At 59.8% G+C, this 14,537-nt stretch carries 15 protein-coding genes; 4 read left to right on the top strand and 11 right to left on the bottom strand.

Going from position 1 to position 14,537, the window contains the following annotated elements; translation table 11 throughout:
• Positions 1–9: 9 nt before the first annotated feature.
• Positions 10–1,185, bottom strand: coding sequence for a 23S rRNA (adenine(2503)-C(2))-methyltransferase RlmN (gene rlmN, locus ABJO75_RS05680; protein ID WP_348135158.1), 1,176 nt, complete (start codon positions 1,183–1,185; stop codon positions 10–12).
• Positions 1,186–1,311: 126 nt separating this feature from the next.
• On the bottom strand, positions 1,312–1,842 hold the full coding sequence (locus ABJO75_RS05675) for an invasion associated locus B family protein (RefSeq protein WP_348135157.1): 531 nt from the start codon (positions 1,840–1,842) through the stop codon (positions 1,312–1,314).
• A gap of 171 nt (positions 1,843–2,013) precedes the next feature.
• Here ABJO75_RS05675 and ABJO75_RS05670 point away from each other — a divergent pair, with 171 nt between their 5' ends.
• Positions 2,014–3,009: an asparaginase gene (locus ABJO75_RS05670; RefSeq protein ID WP_348135155.1), complete on the top strand. Its 996-nt coding sequence runs from the start codon at positions 2,014–2,016 to the stop codon at positions 3,007–3,009.
• A gap of 17 nt (positions 3,010–3,026) precedes the next feature.
• Here ABJO75_RS05670 and ABJO75_RS05665 read toward each other — a convergent pair whose 3' ends face one another.
• Genes ABJO75_RS05665 through serB form a run of 4 tightly spaced genes read right to left on the bottom strand, consistent with a single transcriptional unit; the run spans position 3,027 to position 5,098 of the window.
• The gene (locus ABJO75_RS05665) at positions 3,027–3,347 is read right to left on the bottom strand and encodes a hypothetical protein (RefSeq protein ID WP_348135153.1); all 321 of its coding nucleotides are present in this window, start codon (positions 3,345–3,347) and stop codon (positions 3,027–3,029) included.
• Between the two features lie 30 nt (positions 3,348–3,377).
• Complete coding sequence (locus tag ABJO75_RS05660) at positions 3,378–3,833, bottom strand: SRPBCC domain-containing protein (protein WP_348135151.1); 456 nt, start codon at positions 3,831–3,833, stop codon at positions 3,378–3,380.
• The gene (locus tag ABJO75_RS05655) at positions 3,830–4,165 is read right to left on the bottom strand and encodes a metalloregulator ArsR/SmtB family transcription factor (RefSeq protein WP_348135149.1); all 336 of its coding nucleotides are present in this window, start codon (positions 4,163–4,165) and stop codon (positions 3,830–3,832) included. Before ABJO75_RS05655 ends, ABJO75_RS05660 begins: the two co-directional genes overlap by 4 nt.
• Before the next feature lie 54 nt (positions 4,166–4,219).
• Positions 4,220–5,098: a phosphoserine phosphatase SerB gene (gene serB / locus ABJO75_RS05650; RefSeq protein ID WP_348135147.1), complete on the bottom strand. Its 879-nt coding sequence runs from the start codon at positions 5,096–5,098 to the stop codon at positions 4,220–4,222.
• 157 nt (positions 5,099–5,255) lie between these two features.
• On the opposite strand from serB, the gene ABJO75_RS05645 reads away from it, so the two are divergent.
• The 3 genes from ABJO75_RS05645 to ABJO75_RS05635 all read left to right on the top strand — a co-directional run bounded on the left by ABJO75_RS05645 (position 5,256) and on the right by ABJO75_RS05635 (position 8,956).
• Positions 5,256–6,410 (top strand): phosphoserine transaminase, encoded by a 1,155-nt coding sequence (locus tag ABJO75_RS05645; RefSeq protein WP_348135146.1) that lies wholly within the window; start codon positions 5,256–5,258, stop codon positions 6,408–6,410.
• A gap of 90 nt (positions 6,411–6,500) precedes the next feature.
• The gene (serA, locus tag ABJO75_RS05640) at positions 6,501–8,099 is read left to right on the top strand and encodes a phosphoglycerate dehydrogenase (RefSeq protein ID WP_348135144.1); all 1,599 of its coding nucleotides are present in this window, start codon (positions 6,501–6,503) and stop codon (positions 8,097–8,099) included.
• A gap of 128 nt (positions 8,100–8,227) precedes the next feature.
• The gene (locus ABJO75_RS05635) at positions 8,228–8,956 is read left to right on the top strand and encodes a metallophosphoesterase family protein (RefSeq protein WP_348135142.1); all 729 of its coding nucleotides are present in this window, start codon (positions 8,228–8,230) and stop codon (positions 8,954–8,956) included.
• Here ABJO75_RS05635 and ABJO75_RS05630 read toward each other — a convergent pair.
• The 5 genes from ABJO75_RS05630 to ABJO75_RS05610 form a co-directional block, all read right to left on the bottom strand.
• Positions 8,953–9,918 carry a cysteine synthase family protein gene (locus tag ABJO75_RS05630; protein WP_348135140.1) on the bottom strand — a complete coding sequence of 322 codons (966 nt, stop codon included), beginning with the start codon at positions 9,916–9,918 and terminating at the stop codon, positions 8,953–8,955. The two genes, ABJO75_RS05635 and ABJO75_RS05630, sit on opposite strands and share 4 nt — an antisense overlap.
• Positions 9,915–10,952 (bottom strand): L-threonine 3-dehydrogenase, encoded by a 1,038-nt coding sequence (tdh, locus tag ABJO75_RS05625; protein ID WP_348135138.1) that lies wholly within the window; start codon positions 10,950–10,952, stop codon positions 9,915–9,917. Before tdh ends, ABJO75_RS05630 begins: the two co-directional genes overlap by 4 nt.
• The gene (locus tag ABJO75_RS05620) at positions 10,949–12,136 is read right to left on the bottom strand and encodes a glycine C-acetyltransferase (RefSeq protein WP_348135136.1); all 1,188 of its coding nucleotides are present in this window, start codon (positions 12,134–12,136) and stop codon (positions 10,949–10,951) included. Before ABJO75_RS05620 ends, tdh begins: the two co-directional genes overlap by 4 nt.
• Positions 12,137–12,250: 114 nt before the next feature.
• Positions 12,251–13,249, bottom strand: a complete 999-nt coding sequence (gene lpxK, locus ABJO75_RS05615) for a tetraacyldisaccharide 4'-kinase (protein WP_348135134.1) — start codon at positions 13,247–13,249, stop codon at positions 12,251–12,253.
• Complete coding sequence (locus tag ABJO75_RS05610) at positions 13,236–14,471, bottom strand: glycosyltransferase N-terminal domain-containing protein (RefSeq protein WP_348135132.1); 1,236 nt, start codon at positions 14,469–14,471, stop codon at positions 13,236–13,238. Before ABJO75_RS05610 ends, lpxK begins: the two co-directional genes overlap by 14 nt.
• Positions 14,472–14,537: the final 66 nt, after the last annotated feature.

Here is a 14,537-nt window from a genome sequence, read left to right as displayed (position 1 = left end):
CGTCAGGGATCAGAGACCGGCTTCGGACGCGATCTGTGCTCGGGACTTGCGCGCCCGCTCGGTGGCAGATTTCAACTGTCCGCAGGCGGCCATGATATCTTCGCCGCGCGGTTTTCGGATCGGGCTGGCATATCCTGCCTCGTGGATGATGTCGGCAAAGGCGTGGATGCGATTGTTGGAGGACCGTGTGTAAGGCGCGCCGGGCCATTCGTTGAACGGAATCAGATTGATCTTGGCCGGAATGCCTTTGATCAACTCGATCAACCGCCGCGCGTCTTCGTCGCTGTCGTTCACGTCCTTGAGCATCACATACTCAAAGGTGATGCGTTCCGAATTGCTGACCTTTGGATAGGCGCGTAGCGCGTCGAGCAATTCGGCGATGTTCCAGCGTTTGTTGATCGGCACCAACCCGTTGCGAACCTCGTCCGTGGTGGCATGAAACGATACGGCGAGCAGACAGCCGATTTCCTCTGCGGTGCGGGCAATTTCAGGTACCACGCCTGACGTGGACAGGGTGATGCGACGGCGGGACAGTTGAATGCCCTCGGGGTCCATCGCAATTTTCATCGCATCGCGCACGTTTTCAAAGTTATAAAGAGGTTCGCCCATGCCCATCAGCACGATATTGGACAAAAGGCGGCCTTCGACATTGGGCGCTCCGACTTCTGGCCATTCGCCCAGATCGTCGCGGGCCATCATCACCTGACCGATGATTTCACCCGCCGTGAGGTTGCGCACCAGCTTTTGTGTGCCGGTGTGGCAGAACGAACAGGTGAGGGTGCAGCCGACCTGCGAGCTGATGCAAAGCGTGCCGCGCCCGTCTTCGGGGATATAGACTACTTCGACCTCGTGTCCGCCAGCGATCCGCACCAGATATTTGCGCGTTCCGTCGGTGCTGACCTGCTTGCTGACCACTTCGGGGATTTCGATGACAAAGGCTTCGGCCAATTGGCCTCGATAAGCCTTGGACAGATTGGTCATCTCGGCAAAGTCACGCATACCCCATTGGTAGATCCATTGCCAAATCTGACCGACCCGCATCTTGGCTTGCTTTTCCGGGGTGCCATGGGCAATCAGCGCATCGCGCATGGCATCGCGGGTCAGACCGATCAGGTTGATCGGGCCGTCGGGCAGCTTGCGGGGAATGGTCATCACGTCCTGTGTGATCGGGGCGTTGGCGGACATGGGCATACTTTCGGGTTACAGAGCAAGATCGTCCCTATATAGGGATTCCATCTCGTTTCAAAACAATTCGGCCTTACCGTTTGTACGATAAGGCCGCGATCTTGTACAATTTGGGCGGTGGCGGGCTCAGCTACCGCACCTCTTTTCCGCATCCTCAAGGGCGGCGGTGAACCCGAGCAACGAAAACGAATCCTTGGTTTGGGTGCCGCGCGCGGACCGGGCGGTGATTGTCGCTTCGGCGCCGCGCTTCATCGCGGTGATGATCTTGGCATCGTCCGCGGCGGTTGCAGGCCATGCCCATTCGCCTTCGCTGAACAATTCGAACTCATTGCCCGAAATGTTCATGTTGACGGTCGAACCCGGCGCAAACGGATAGCCGCCGGTAAAGGTGACCTGTCCTTTGACCTCTGCCCCTGGACGATAGAACACGAACAGCAGGATATCGCTGCGCCGCACGGCGACAACGCGGCCGTCACGGGTGTTTACGGTTTCCTTAGGGGCAGAAACGCTCCAGCATTCCTTGGGATCGGCTTCGACAAAGACACTCCAGTCTGTCTTGGCCGCAACCCGGTTGGTGCTCTGATCCTGTGCAATCGCGATGGTGGCCATACTGGCCAGACACAGGCCCGCCGCTGCGCGGGCAAGATAGGATTTCATGTGTACAGCCTCCAGACTGTCCTAGACCTCAATAAATACTTGGGTGCCCGAGCGATTTTTGCAATCGTCTTGACGCGCGCCCCGCTGCTTGCCGACACATACACATTATCGTAAATTGCACCACCAGCGAAAGGCCATTTGGCAGGATTTCGCCAAGTTGTGAGGACTGACGTGACCAATCCTGTACCGATGACCGAAATTTGGCGTGCTTCGCTGCTTGAATGCCTGCATCTGGGCCATGCCGTGATCTGCGATGACACGGGACAGATCGTCCGGTCCTGGGGGGATCCGGATACGGTGATCTATCCGCGCTCGTCCTGCAAGATGGTGCAGGCCCTCCCGCTTGTAACCTCCGGAGCCGCTGACAAGTTCGGGCTGAGCAGTGAGCAACTGGCACTCGCCTGTGCATCGCACAACGGTGCGGCAATCCATACCGACCGGGTGCGCGCGTGGCTCGACCAACTGGGGTTGAGCGAAGATGACTTTCGCTGTGGCGCGCAGGAACCAGATGATATCCCGGCACGTAACGCGTTGATCCGTGCGGATGAAAGCCCGTGCCCGGTGCATAACAACTGTTCAGGCAAACATGCCGGGTTTCTGACCCTCGCCGCGCATATGGGGGCCGGGCCGGAATACGTCGAGGTGGATCACCCGGTTCAGCAGGCCAGCCTGACTGCGATCGAAGAGACGACTCAGCTGGACAGCCCCGGCTATGGCATTGACGGATGCTCTGCCCCCAACTTTGCCACAACCGTGCATGGGTTGGCGCGGGCGATGGCGTTTTTTGCATCAGCGCAGGATCGGTCGGATCGGCAGAGTAATGCCGCCGCAAGTCTGACTGCTGCGATGATGGCACATCCCGAGCTTGTCGCAGGCGAGGGGCGGGCGTGCACAGAACTGATGCGTGCGATGGACGGCCGGGTCGCGATCAAAACCGGGGCCGAGGCGGTGTATGTCGCGATCGTCCCGGAAAAGCGCATGGGGATCGCGGTCAAGATCGTCGATGGCGGGACACGGGCCGCCGAATGCACAATCGCGGCGATTCTCGTCGGTCTCGGTGTTCTTGATGCAGAGCATCCGGCAACGCGGATGTTCATGAATGCCCCGATTCTGAATCGACGGGGCATGGTATGTGGCGTGATCCGACCGTCAGCCGGTCTGGGCTGACGGCCAGAACCGTCTTACTACATCTCCATATTGACGATTTCTGCGATTTCGACCGAACCGGAGCCATCCGCGACCATCGGGTTTGACTTTGCGATGGCGCAGGCTGCGTCGATGTCATCGGCAGAGATGATCGTGTAGCCTGAGACCGGGTTGGCACCGCCGTTGTCCGCAACACCAGAGGCGCTGACTGTTTTGGACATACCGACGGGGTTGCCGGGTTCCACCAGGCTGGGCCCGTTGACCTCCATCCATTTTCCCCATGCGGCCATGCTCTTGTCGATCTCTTCCTGGGTGTCGGGCATTCCGCCCCCGTGATAAACGAATAGAAAATTTGGCATTGGTTTACTCCTTGGTTGAAAATTGCAGGCTCAGCCCAACAGTTGGTCGAGTTTGTTAAGTGTCGACAACCAGCCGCGGCCATGATTCTGCGAGGATTCCAGTGTGTCGAGCTGACGATGCGACAGCGTGAACCGGGCGCCGGTTTCGGTGGGTGCGACGGCAAACGTGACATGGCTTTCCTTGCCGCGATTGTCGTTGCCGTCATGCCAGCCCCATGTAAAGCCGACCGAACCTTCGCCACCGGATTCTGGTGGTCGCACATGCGTGACCTGACCTGACACCTTGAACGGATCACCGCTTTCCTTGCCGACCATGACACAGACCCATGGACCGGTTTTGGTGAAATCCATCTCGCAGGTTTCCAAGCGCACACCTTCGGTGCCGAACCACTGTACGATTTCGTCCGGGCGAGTGACCGCAGCCCACAGCCGCTCGACATCGACGGGGTATTCGCGGATGAATTCGAGATCGTGTGTATCTTTCATGGTGAGTCCTCTGTTTCGGGGTTCAGCGCCAGAAGGCTGTCCAGCCGATTGAGGCTGCCCTCCCAGAAACTGCGGTGATCCATCGTCCAGCGGGCAATGGTCTGCATTGCCTCGGGCCTGACGGCATAATAGCGGTGGGTGCCTGCGGCGCGCTGGCGGATCAGCCCGGCCGCGCGCAGAACCTTGAGATGGCGTGAAACCGCAGGGGCCGAGATCGGGTAACCGGCAACAAGCTCTCCGGCGGGCAACTCGCCTTCGGCCATCAGCTTTTCCACCATCGACAGGCGGGTCGGGTCCGAGAGGGCCGCAAAGGTTTGTGTCAGATCAGTCATGATCTGATAATTAAACGAATTGTTATTTAACGCAAGCGTTAATTATTTGGGGCGTCAGACAGCGGCGAACTCATCCTGTGCATATCCCTGCAAATACAGCAGCGCCGTGAGATCGCCAAAGTTGATCCGCACATCACATTCTGCCGCGACTGATGGCTTGGCATGCAGCGCGACACCCGTGCCAGCGCGGCCCAACATGCCCAGATCGTTGGCCCCGTCACCGACCGCGATCACATCAGCCTCGGCGATGCCCAACCGCGCCGTGATCTGTTCAAGGGCCTCGATCTTGGCGGCGCGGCCCAGAATCGGATGCTGCACCTCGCCCGTCAGTTTGCCATCCGCAGTCAGCAAGGTATTGGCGCGATTTTCGTCAAAGCCAAGCTGCGCGGCCACGGCACCGGTAAAGGCCGTGAACCCACCTGAAACCAGTGCCGCATAGGCCGCTTTTGCCCGCATCGTGGCCAACAGGACCGGACCGCCGGGCATCAGGGTAATACGCGTTTCAAGAACCTTGGCGATAACCGCCTCGTCCAATCCGGCGAGCAAGCCAACCCGTTCTGTCAGCGCGCCTTCGAAATCCAGTTCACCGTTCATCGCCCGCGCGGTGATGTCCTTGACCCGGTCACCAACGCCTGCCTCGTCGGCCAGTTCGTCGATGCATTCCTGCTGGATCATGGTGCTGTCCATATCGGCCAGCAGCATTTTCTTACGGCGCCCATCGGCGGGCTGCACAACCAGATCGATCTGCATCTTTTGCAGTTCATCCCAGACCTGCCATTGGTTGTCCGGTTGTGTGGCGACCGCAAACTCCGCCGCGACATCAGGGCAGAGCCAAATTGCATCGCCCCCGCCCCAGGCATTGCGCAGCGAGTCGACCAGTGACGGTTCGAGCCGTGAGGTGTCCGGGTTGCTGAGCAGGGTAACGACAAACATGGGCAGGTTTCCGATAGGCAACAGAAGAGTAGCGTTTGAGGGTTCAAGCGGCGCTATAGCGACGTTTTTTGTCTTGTGAAAGGCCGGGACGGGCCGTATTCCCGCCGGTGGGACACCCCTCCCCAACGAGGGGCGCTATATCTGGAAGGGTAGCATAATGGCTATTGTACAACCGGCAACGCGGCCGGCGAACCCGCGTTTTTCCTCTGGCCCTTGCGCCAAACCCCCCGTTTTCGAGCTGACCAAACTTGCGGATGCGCCTCTGGGCCGCTCACACCGTGCAGCGATCGGCAAGGCCAAGCTCAAGTCCGCCATTGAGGAAACCCGCGATATTCTCGGCATCCCTGCGGATTACAAAATCGGCATCGTACCGGCCTCTGACACTGGCGCCTTTGAAATGGCGATGTGGAATCTGTTGGGTGAACGCCCGGTGGAAATGCTCGCTTGGGAAAGCTTTGGCTCCGGCTGGGTCACGGATGTGGTCAAGCAGCTCAAACTCGACGCGACTGTCAAGACCGCCGACTATGGCGAGATCGTTGATCTGGCGGGCGTCGATTTCGACAAAGACGTATGTTTCACCTGGAACGGCACCACATCCGGTGTGCGGGTTCCGAACGGCGATGTGATTCCCGCAGACCGCGCTGGCCTGACGCTGTGCGATGCGACCTCGGCCGCCTTTGCGATGGACCTGCCTTGGGACAAGCTGGATGTGACGACCTTCTCCTGGCAGAAAGTGCTGGGTGGCGAGGCCGCGCATGGCATGCTGATCCTGTCGCCGCGTGCGGTTGAACGGCTGGAAAGCTATACGCCGGCATGGCCCCTGCCCAAAATCTTCCGGCTGACCAAAGGCGGCAAGTTGATCGACGGTATCTTTACCGGTGCGACCATCAACACGCCTTCGATGCTTTGCGTCGAAGACTATCTGCTGGCGCTCGATTGGGCGCGCTCGGTCGGCGGCTTGAACGGCATGATCGCCCGTGCGGATGCCAACACCGCTGCCATCACCGACTTTGTTGCGGCGCACGAGTGGATCGAATTCCTCGCGGTTGACCCGGCGACACGCTCCAACACGTCTGTGTGTCTTAAATTTGCCGATGCCCGGATCAATGATGGTGCGACATTTGCCAAGGCCGTTGCCAAGCGGCTCGAGCAAGAGAACATCGCGCTGGATATCGGTGCCTATCGGGACGCACCCGCTGGGTTGCGCATCTGGTGTGGCAGCACGGTAGAAACATCGGACATTGCGGCGATGCTGCCATGGCTTGCCTGGGCGTTTGAGGCCGAAGTCGAGGCGCTGAGCGAAGCCGCCTGATCCATGCTTTTCCGGTTCCGGGCCTGACCCGGAACCTCCCCACAATTCTCTTATCAGGAGGCCTTGGACTGGATCCGAGGAACATAGACAATGACAAAACCCAAAGTACTCGTCTCTGACAAACTGTCCCCGACCGCCGTGCAGATCTTTCGTGATCGCGGTATCGACGTGGATTTTGAACCCGATCTGGGCAAAGACAAGGACAAGCTGGCCGAGGTGATTGGCCAATATGACGGCCTTGCGATCCGCAGCGCCACCAAGGTCACCGAAACCATCCTGCGCCATGCGGACAAGCTGCGCGTCGTTGGGCGTGCCGGTATCGGCACCGACAATGTCGACAAGGAAGCGGCCTCCAAAAAGGGCGTGATCGTGATGAACACGCCGTTTGGCAACATGATCACCACCGCCGAACACGCCATCGCGATGATGTTCGCCGTGGCACGCCAGATCCCCGAGGCATCTGCCAGCACGCACGCAGGCAAATGGGAAAAGTCCAAGTTCATGGGCGTCGAGTTGACCAGCAAGACTCTCGGCGTCATCGGTGCGGGTAATATCGGTGGCATCGTCTGTGACCGTGCACTTGGCCTGCGGATGAAAGTCGTCGCCTATGATCCCTTCCTGAGCGAGGAAAAGGCGCAAAAGATGGGCGTCGAAAAGGTCGAGCTTGGCGAACTGCTGGCGCGCGCTGATTTCATCACGCTGCATGTGCCGCTGACGGATACGACCCGCAACATCCTGTCCGCTGAGAACCTCGCCAAAACCAAAAAGGGTGTGCGCATCATCAACTGCGCGCGCGGCGGTCTGGTCGACGAAGAGGCGCTGGCCGAGATGCTGAAGTCGGGCCATGTCGCCGGGGCGGCGTTTGACGTGTTCTCTAAGGAGCCCGCCACCGAGAACCCATTGTTCGGTCTGCCCAACGTGGTCTGCACTCCGCATTTGGGTGCCGCAACGACCGAGGCGCAGGAAAACGTTGCCTTGCAAGTGGCCGAGCAAATGTCTGACTACCTGCTGACCGGGGCCGTAAGCAACGCGTTGAACATGCCGTCCGTTACCGCCGAAGAGGCCAAGGTCATGGGGCCATGGGTCAAGCTGGCGGGACATCTTGGTGCGTTCATCGGCCAAATGACGGACGAGCCGATCAAGGCGATCAATGTCCTGTATGACGGTAGTGTTGCGCAGATGAACCTTGATGCGCTGAACTGTTCGGTCGTGGCCGGCATCATGAAAAAGGCCAACCCCGATGTGAACATGGTCAGCGCGCCGGTTGTTGCCAAGGAACGCGGCATCAAGATCAGCACGACAAACCAAGACAAATCTGGCGCCTTTGACGGTTACGTCAAAGTGAGCGTGGTGACCGAGACTCGCGAGCGTTCGATCGCCGGTACGGTGTTCTCCGATGGCAAGCCGCGCTTTATCCAGATCAAGGGCATCAACATCGACGCCGAGGTCGGGGCGCATATGCTATACACAACCAACGATGACGTGCCGGGCATCATCGGGACGTTGGGCCAGACCATGGGCGAAAACGGCGTGAACATCGCTAACTTTACGCTCGGGCGCTCTGACAAGGGCGGCGAGGCGATTGCCCTGCTGTATGTCGATGCAGAAGTGCCTGCACCGGTGCGCGAAAAGCTCTCCAGCACCGGCATGTTCCGTCAGATCAAACCGCTGGAATTCGAAGTCGCCTGATCACGCCTTGCGCTGAAAGTACAAAATTGATGCCGCCCGCCAATTACAGCGGGCGGCATCATGGTATTCAGATCACGGTGCCGGACTCTCTGCTTTTCATTGCAGGCCAGCTGCGCTAGCCCACGCCCATGACACAACCGATCTACGCCGTAGGCGACATCCATGGCCAACTTGACTATCTCGAAGCCGCGCTCGACCTGATCGCTGCAGACGGAGGGGACGACGCCGAAATCGTGTTTCTCGGCGATCTCGTGGATCGCGGCCCAAACAGTCGGGGCGTGATTGAGCGCCTGATGGATGGACAGGCTGCCGGGCGAAACTGGCATGTCGTCAAGGGCAACCATGACCGCATGTTTGCGCGTTTTGTCAGCGAAGCCGAAGAGCATGATGAACGCATCCTGTCCGGCATCGGCTGGCTCAACCCGCGACTGGGCGGCATTGCGACACTGGCTTCCTTTGGGGTCGATGTCGAGACGGACACAACGTCGTCCCGCCTTTTTACCGAGGCGCAGCAGGCGGTACCGCAGGCGCATCTCGATTATATGAAAAACCTGCCGCTCTATCACGAACGCGGGGGCCTGTTCTTTGTTCATGCAGGTATCGCGCCGGGCGTTCCCTTGCAGGATCAGGTCGAGGACGACTTTGTCTGGATCCGGGATCCATTCCTCAAATACACGGAACCACACCCATGGCTGGTGGTGCACGGGCATACGGCGCTCGATTTTCCGCAACACTTTGGCAATCGTATCGATCTGGACGGCGGTGCCGGGTATGGCCGACCGATTGTTCCGGCAGTGTTTGAAGGCACCGATTGCTGGTTGTTGAGCAAAGGCGGTCGCGTTCGTTTGACGCCTTAACCGGCGTCCCAGAGGTCGGTTGACAGATATTTCAGGCCACTGTCGCAGATTATGACCCCGATCCTCCCCCCGGATTCCGGACCGGCCAGTAATTGAAGCGCGGCGGCGACGTTGGCGCCGGCGGAAAATCCGGCGAAAATACCCTCTTCTCGCGCCAGAGCACGGGTCGTTTCCCTTGCGTCCTCACCGCTGATCGTGAGGTAGTCATGCACTAAGTCGCTGTCCAACAGTGACAATTCCGGCATCGCATAGCCGCCGCCCTGTATCGGATGCCCCGGTTGCGTGATCGGTTGCCCCGCCAATGCCGCCGCGCCCGTGGGTTCAACGACATAGCCGCGCAGCAATGAGTTACGTTGCCGTAGCGCTGCCATCGTTCCACCGAATGTGCCACCTGATCCGGCGAAATCAGCGAAAGCGGTCAGGCTGCAATCACTATCGGCCCAAAGTTCCGGGCCGGTGGTGTCAAAATGCGCCTGTGTATTTCCTGTGTGCGCGAATTGATTGGCGCGAAAGGCGCCACGGTTCGCGGTGATGCGCTGTGCCTCGTCTTCGACCAGCGCTAAATCCACTCCCGAGACTTCGCCCGGTATGCTGTCCGGTGCCTGATCGACCAAGACCACCTCGGCGCCAAGCGCGGTCATCATCCGTGCCCGTTCAGGAGAATTGCCCCGACTCATCACCGCAACAAACGGGTGGCCGAGCACCGTGCATACAATCGCCAGCCCGGTGCCCATATTGCCACTGGTTAGTTCTATAACGGTTTGTCCGGGCGCGAGCGAACCATCGGCGCGGGCCGCGTCGATGATCCCACGGGCGGCACGGTCTTTCTTGGAGAATCCGGGGTTGAGGTAATCTAGCTTGGCCAGAATACGCCCTTCGAGGCCGCGTGCCTCAACCATCCGGTCCAGCCAGACCGACGGCGTGCGCCCGATGGCCCCGATGATGGAGTCGCTAGCGCTCATCTCCAGTCCAACACAACCTTGCCGCTTTGACCTGACTTCATCGCGTCAAAGCCGTCGGCAAAGTCATTTGCAGCGAACCGGTGGGTGATCACGCCGCTGACGTCCAGCCCATTCTGCAGCATGGCGATCATCTTGTACCAGGTTTCAAAGATTTCGCGGCCATAGACACCTTTGATGGTGATCGCCTTGAACACGATGCGCGACCAATCGACAGGCGATTTGCCCGGCGGGATGCCCAGCATCGCGATCCGTCCACCCATGGTCATTGCCTCGACCATCTGGTCCAGCGCCCGCTGATTGCCTGACATTTCCATGCCGACGTCAAAGCCCTGTTTCATACCGAGCCGTTTGATCACGGCGCCAAGGTCTTCGGTCGCGACGTTCACCGGCACGACGTCGGCGACCTTTGCCGCCAGATCAAGACGCGCCTGATTGATGTCGGTAATCGCCACATGCCGCGCGCCCACGTGCCGCGCCACGGCAGCGGCCATGATGCCAATCGGTCCGGCCCCGGTGATCAGCACATCCTCGCCCACCAGATCAAAGCTGAGCGCGGTGTGAACCGCATTACCAAGGGGATCGAGGATGGCACCAATATCGTCGCTGATTTCATCGGGCAGGGGAACGACGTTAAAGGCCGGAAGCCGCAGATATTGCGCAAACGCGCCCTGTTCGTTGACGCCGATGCCACGGGTTTCGGGATCAAGGTGAAATTTGCCCGCGCGCGCCTGGCGCGAATGGTGACCGATCAGGTGACCTTCGCCACTGCACCGCTGGCCAATTTCCAGATCCTCGACATCGCGACCGATCTCGACAATCTCTCCGGCAAATTCGTGGCCGGTGATCAACGGCACTGGCACGGTCTTTTCAGCCCATTCATCCCAGTTCCAGATATGGACATCGGTGCCACAAATGCCGGTCTTGTTGATCTTGATAAGTACGTCATCCGGGCCGATTTCTGGAACCGGCGCATCAACCAGCCACAACCCCTCGGCAGCTTGCGATTTTTCCAGCGCCTTCATGGTATTTTTCATGAGATCACTCCCAAATCCTTGCCGACGGTTTCAAATGCCCCCAGCGCACGGTCAAGTTCATCTCGCGTCAGCGCCGCGTTCATCTGAGTGCGGATGCGGGCCTGCCCGCGCGGTACCACCGGAAAGAAAAAGCCCGAGACATAGACGCCTTCGTCAAACAGGCGAGCGGCCATATCCTGTGCCAATTGCGCCTCACCCAGCATCACCGGCACGATGGGGTGTTCGCCCGGCAGCAGATCAAAACCCAGATTTTCAAGGCCTGCACGCCAGTAACGCGCATTTTCGAACAGGCGCGCACGCAGATCGGCACCGTTTTCCACCAGCCGGATCGCTTCGATTCCGGCGGCGACAATGGCGGGCGGCAACGAGTTGGAGAACAGGTAGGGGCGGGCGCGTTGGCGGAGCAGGTCGATCACCGGCTGCGGTCCGGCGACATAACCGCCGATGGCACCGCCAAGCGCCTTGCCCAGCGTACCGGTCAGGATGTCGGCGTGGATGCCGAAATGGTCAGGCGTTCCGGCCCCGTTTGGCCCCATGAAACCCGTCGCGTGGCAATCATCCACCATCAGAATGGCGTCATACCGGTCGGCCAGCGCGCGGATCTCAGGCAGTTTGGCCAGATAGCCATCCATGCTGAACACCCCGTCGGTGGCGATCATGATATGACGGGCGCCGTCTTCGCGTGCCGATTTCAGCTTTGCTTCGAGGTCGGCCATGTCCGAGTTGGCATAGCGGTAGCGATTGGCCTTGCAGAGCCGTATCCCGTCGATGATCGACGCATGGTTCAGCGCATCCGAAATCACCGCATCCTCGGGGCCAAGCAGCGGTTCAAAGACACCGCCGTTGGCATCAAAGCAAGCGGCAAACAGAATGGAATCATCCGTTTCCAGAAAGCCGGCAAGCCGCTTTTCCAGATCGCGATGGAGGTCTTGAGTCCCGCATATAAACCGCACACTGGCCATACCGAACCCGCGCGGGTCCATGGCGGCACGCGCCGCCGAGATGAGATTGGGGTGGTCAGCCAGCCCCAGATAGTTGTTGGCACACAGGTTAATGACGTGGCGATCACCGACATCGATCTCACCGCCTTGAGGCGACGTGATCAGGCGCTCGTGCTTGGTCATGCCTTCGGCTTCGATCTGGGCGAGTGTTTCCGTGATATGTGACAGGAATGCTTGGGACATGATTGGACCTCCGTTCGACTCAATTTCTACCATAGCGGAAAACAATCCGAAATAGAAGAATTTGCTATATCGGAAAAAAATCCGTGAAATTGGATGTGGCCGCGATACCCTGCATCACGGCGGCGGAGCAACCCTGAGAAGTTCTGATGTGATATCGTCTGCAGTATCAATCCGCAGCCGGACAGGCAGGGTGATGACCTTGCTTCTGAAGGCTGGCGGCAACCGAACAGCATCCTTTTCGGTCGTGACCATCTGCGCGCCCAAAGCACGTGCTTCGGTCTCCATCCGTGACATGAGGGCAGAAGTCAGCGGCTGATGATCATCCAGCGGTTCGCATCGGCGCAGATCGGCACCCAGATCGCGCAGTGTCGCAAAAAACTTCTCGGGCGTTCCGATCCCAGCAAAGGCAAGGACCGGCGTGTCGGTCCAGTCCATGCCAGTCTGCAAAGGTCCAACCACGCCTGTCACATGCGGGACGCTCAATGCGCTGGACCATTCAGTTGCAAATTTCGCCTGCGCGGCCTTGTCGCCCAGTGACAAAACCAGATCGGCACGCTGCAATCCCTGTTTCACTGGTTCGCGCAAGGGACCCGCAGGCAGGCAACGGCCATTGCCAAAGCCTTGGGCGGCGTCCACCACGATGATCGAAAGGTCTTTGGCGACCGCAGGGTTCTGGAATCCGTCATCCAGCACGATGACACTGGCCCCCGCCAAGGCGGCGGCTTGCGCTCCGGCGGCTCGGTCATTGGCCACCCAGACCTGTGCAAAGGCAGCCAGCAGTAAGGGTTCGTCACCGGTATCCGCAGCGGTGTGTTTTGACGGGTCGACCGACACCGGTCCGGTCAATCGACCGCCATATCCGCGCGTCACCACAAAGGGCTCATGCCCGGCATTGCGCAATTGCTCGACCACCCAGATCACGGTCGGCGTCTTGCCCGTGCCGCCCGCGTTCAGATTGCCCACGCAGATCACCGGAATGTCCGGACGGGCCACGGGCTTGCGCGCGACCCGGCGCGCGGTGGCGGCGGCATAGATATGCCCCAAGGGTGACAGCAACCGCGCGCGCCAGTCTGGAGTGTCTGGACCTGTGAACCAGAAGTCAGGTTGGCGCATGATCTGCCCCGGCCCCGTCCAGACGATCAAGGATCATGTCGACAAGCTCATCGGTCATGTGCGCCCCTTCGGTGACAACCTTCCATCCGGCCAGCGCCATCGTTGCCGCATGATCGGGTGCGGCAAGCTGAACGACCGCACTGCCCAGCGATTCACCATCATGCACAGTTCGCGCGGCACCTGCCGCCGCAAGGCGTGCATAGGTTTCCATGTGACCGGCGACATGGCTGCCATAGAGGATCGCAGACCCGAGGGCGGCGGCGTCCAGCGGTGAATTGCCATTTGCCTCGGGTGACAGCGAATTGGCCATGAAGGTCAGCGGGGCAAGACGATACCACAGGCCAAAATTGTCGGCGTCACGGGACAGGATGATCTGGGTGTTATCGTCGACCACATCACCGGTGTCCCAATCGACGCTGCGCATGTTGCGGGCGGAAATTCCGCGTTTCAGCGCTTCGGCATCTGCATCCGCATGAACCACGAGTACGAGCACGAGGCGATGCAACAGCCTGAGCGCCGCCCGATGCGCGTCAAGAACGGCATCGAACTCTGCCTCTGTGACATGCGCGGCGAGCCAAACCGGGCGTCCGGCAAGCTCGGCGGTCACTTCGGCCAGCTCGTCATCCGAGCAGAGTGGCGGCGTGCCGCAGCTGCGCAGACGCGTCGCGACACGGATATGGGTATTGGGGACGCCGACGTTTCGGATCATCTGGGCGGTGGCATCGGTGTTCACGAGGATAGTATCAAATTGGGCGAGGCTGGGACCAGTCAGGTCGGGGAACCAGTTGTAGCGCCGCGCTGGAAAATCGGTTTCGCCAACATCCAGAAGGATCATCGGCAGTTCGACTTTCGAGGCCGCCGCAAGCAGGTTGGGCATCAGGTCGCCACCGGTCCACAGGCAGAGATCCGGTTGCCAGTGTTCGATAAAGGCCTGGGCCGTGCCGGGGTGGTCGGACTCAAGGGATACGATGTGATCACAGCCATTCTGCGGAGCCGGTGGCGGATCAAACCGGGCCTGTTCGATCGTGATGAGCAAATACAACTCCGGGCGCATGATGCGAAGGCGCAGGCTGAGATCGCACAGGGCGGAATAGCGCTGTTCATTGGTGGCATGGGCCCAGATCAGTTCGCCCTGCGGACGCTCGGGGTGTTGCGTGGACGCGCTGTAAGGTTGGCGCCGGGAGAAGGCGCGATAGGCTGCGAGACCGAGCGAGCGGTTCATTTGGACAGCGCGACGGTTTGGATCACGCGACCACTGCGCCGCGTAACACAGGACGAAGGCGTTGGA

It is taken from the genome of Sedimentitalea sp. (genome assembly GCF_039973035.1).
Classification (GTDB): domain Bacteria; phylum Pseudomonadota; class Alphaproteobacteria; order Rhodobacterales; family Rhodobacteraceae; genus Sedimentitalea.
The sequence above is the reverse complement of the archived record's forward strand: the minus strand, read 5'-3'. Positions and strand labels throughout refer to the sequence as shown.

What these genes read in the sequence shown, in the direction of transcription:
- ABJO75_RS05675 (WP_348135157.1), bottom strand. Translation starts at nt 1,842, where the DNA reads ATGAAATCCTATCTTGCCCGCGCAGCGGCGGGCCTGTGTCTGGCCAGT.
- lpxK (WP_348135134.1), bottom strand. Translation starts at nt 13,249, where the DNA reads ATGCGCCAACCTGACTTCTGGTTCACAGGTCCAGACACTCCAGACTGG.
- rlmN (WP_348135158.1), bottom strand. Translation starts at nt 1,185, where the DNA reads ATGTCCGCCAACGCCCCGATCACACAGGACGTGATGACCATTCCCCGC.
- tdh (WP_348135138.1), bottom strand. Translation starts at nt 10,952, where the DNA reads ATGAAAAATACCATGAAGGCGCTGGAAAAATCGCAAGCTGCCGAGGGG.
- ABJO75_RS05610 (WP_348135132.1), bottom strand. Translation starts at nt 14,471, where the DNA reads ATGAACCGCTCGCTCGGTCTCGCAGCCTATCGCGCCTTCTCCCGGCGC.
- serA (WP_348135144.1), top strand. Translation starts at nt 6,501, where the DNA reads ATGACAAAACCCAAAGTACTCGTCTCTGACAAACTGTCCCCGACCGCC.
- ABJO75_RS05645 (WP_348135146.1), top strand. Translation starts at nt 5,256, where the DNA reads ATGGCTATTGTACAACCGGCAACGCGGCCGGCGAACCCGCGTTTTTCC.
- ABJO75_RS05665 (WP_348135153.1), bottom strand. Translation starts at nt 3,347, where the DNA reads ATGCCAAATTTTCTATTCGTTTATCACGGGGGCGGAATGCCCGACACC.
- ABJO75_RS05635 (WP_348135142.1), top strand. Translation starts at nt 8,228, where the DNA reads ATGACACAACCGATCTACGCCGTAGGCGACATCCATGGCCAACTTGAC.
- ABJO75_RS05620 (WP_348135136.1), bottom strand. Translation starts at nt 12,136, where the DNA reads ATGTCCCAAGCATTCCTGTCACATATCACGGAAACACTCGCCCAGATC.
- ABJO75_RS05630 (WP_348135140.1), bottom strand. Translation starts at nt 9,918, where the DNA reads ATGAGCGCTAGCGACTCCATCATCGGGGCCATCGGGCGCACGCCGTCG.
- serB (WP_348135147.1), bottom strand. Translation starts at nt 5,098, where the DNA reads ATGTTTGTCGTTACCCTGCTCAGCAACCCGGACACCTCACGGCTCGAA.
- ABJO75_RS05655 (WP_348135149.1), bottom strand. Translation starts at nt 4,165, where the DNA reads ATGACTGATCTGACACAAACCTTTGCGGCCCTCTCGGACCCGACCCGC.
- ABJO75_RS05660 (WP_348135151.1), bottom strand. Translation starts at nt 3,833, where the DNA reads ATGAAAGATACACACGATCTCGAATTCATCCGCGAATACCCCGTCGAT.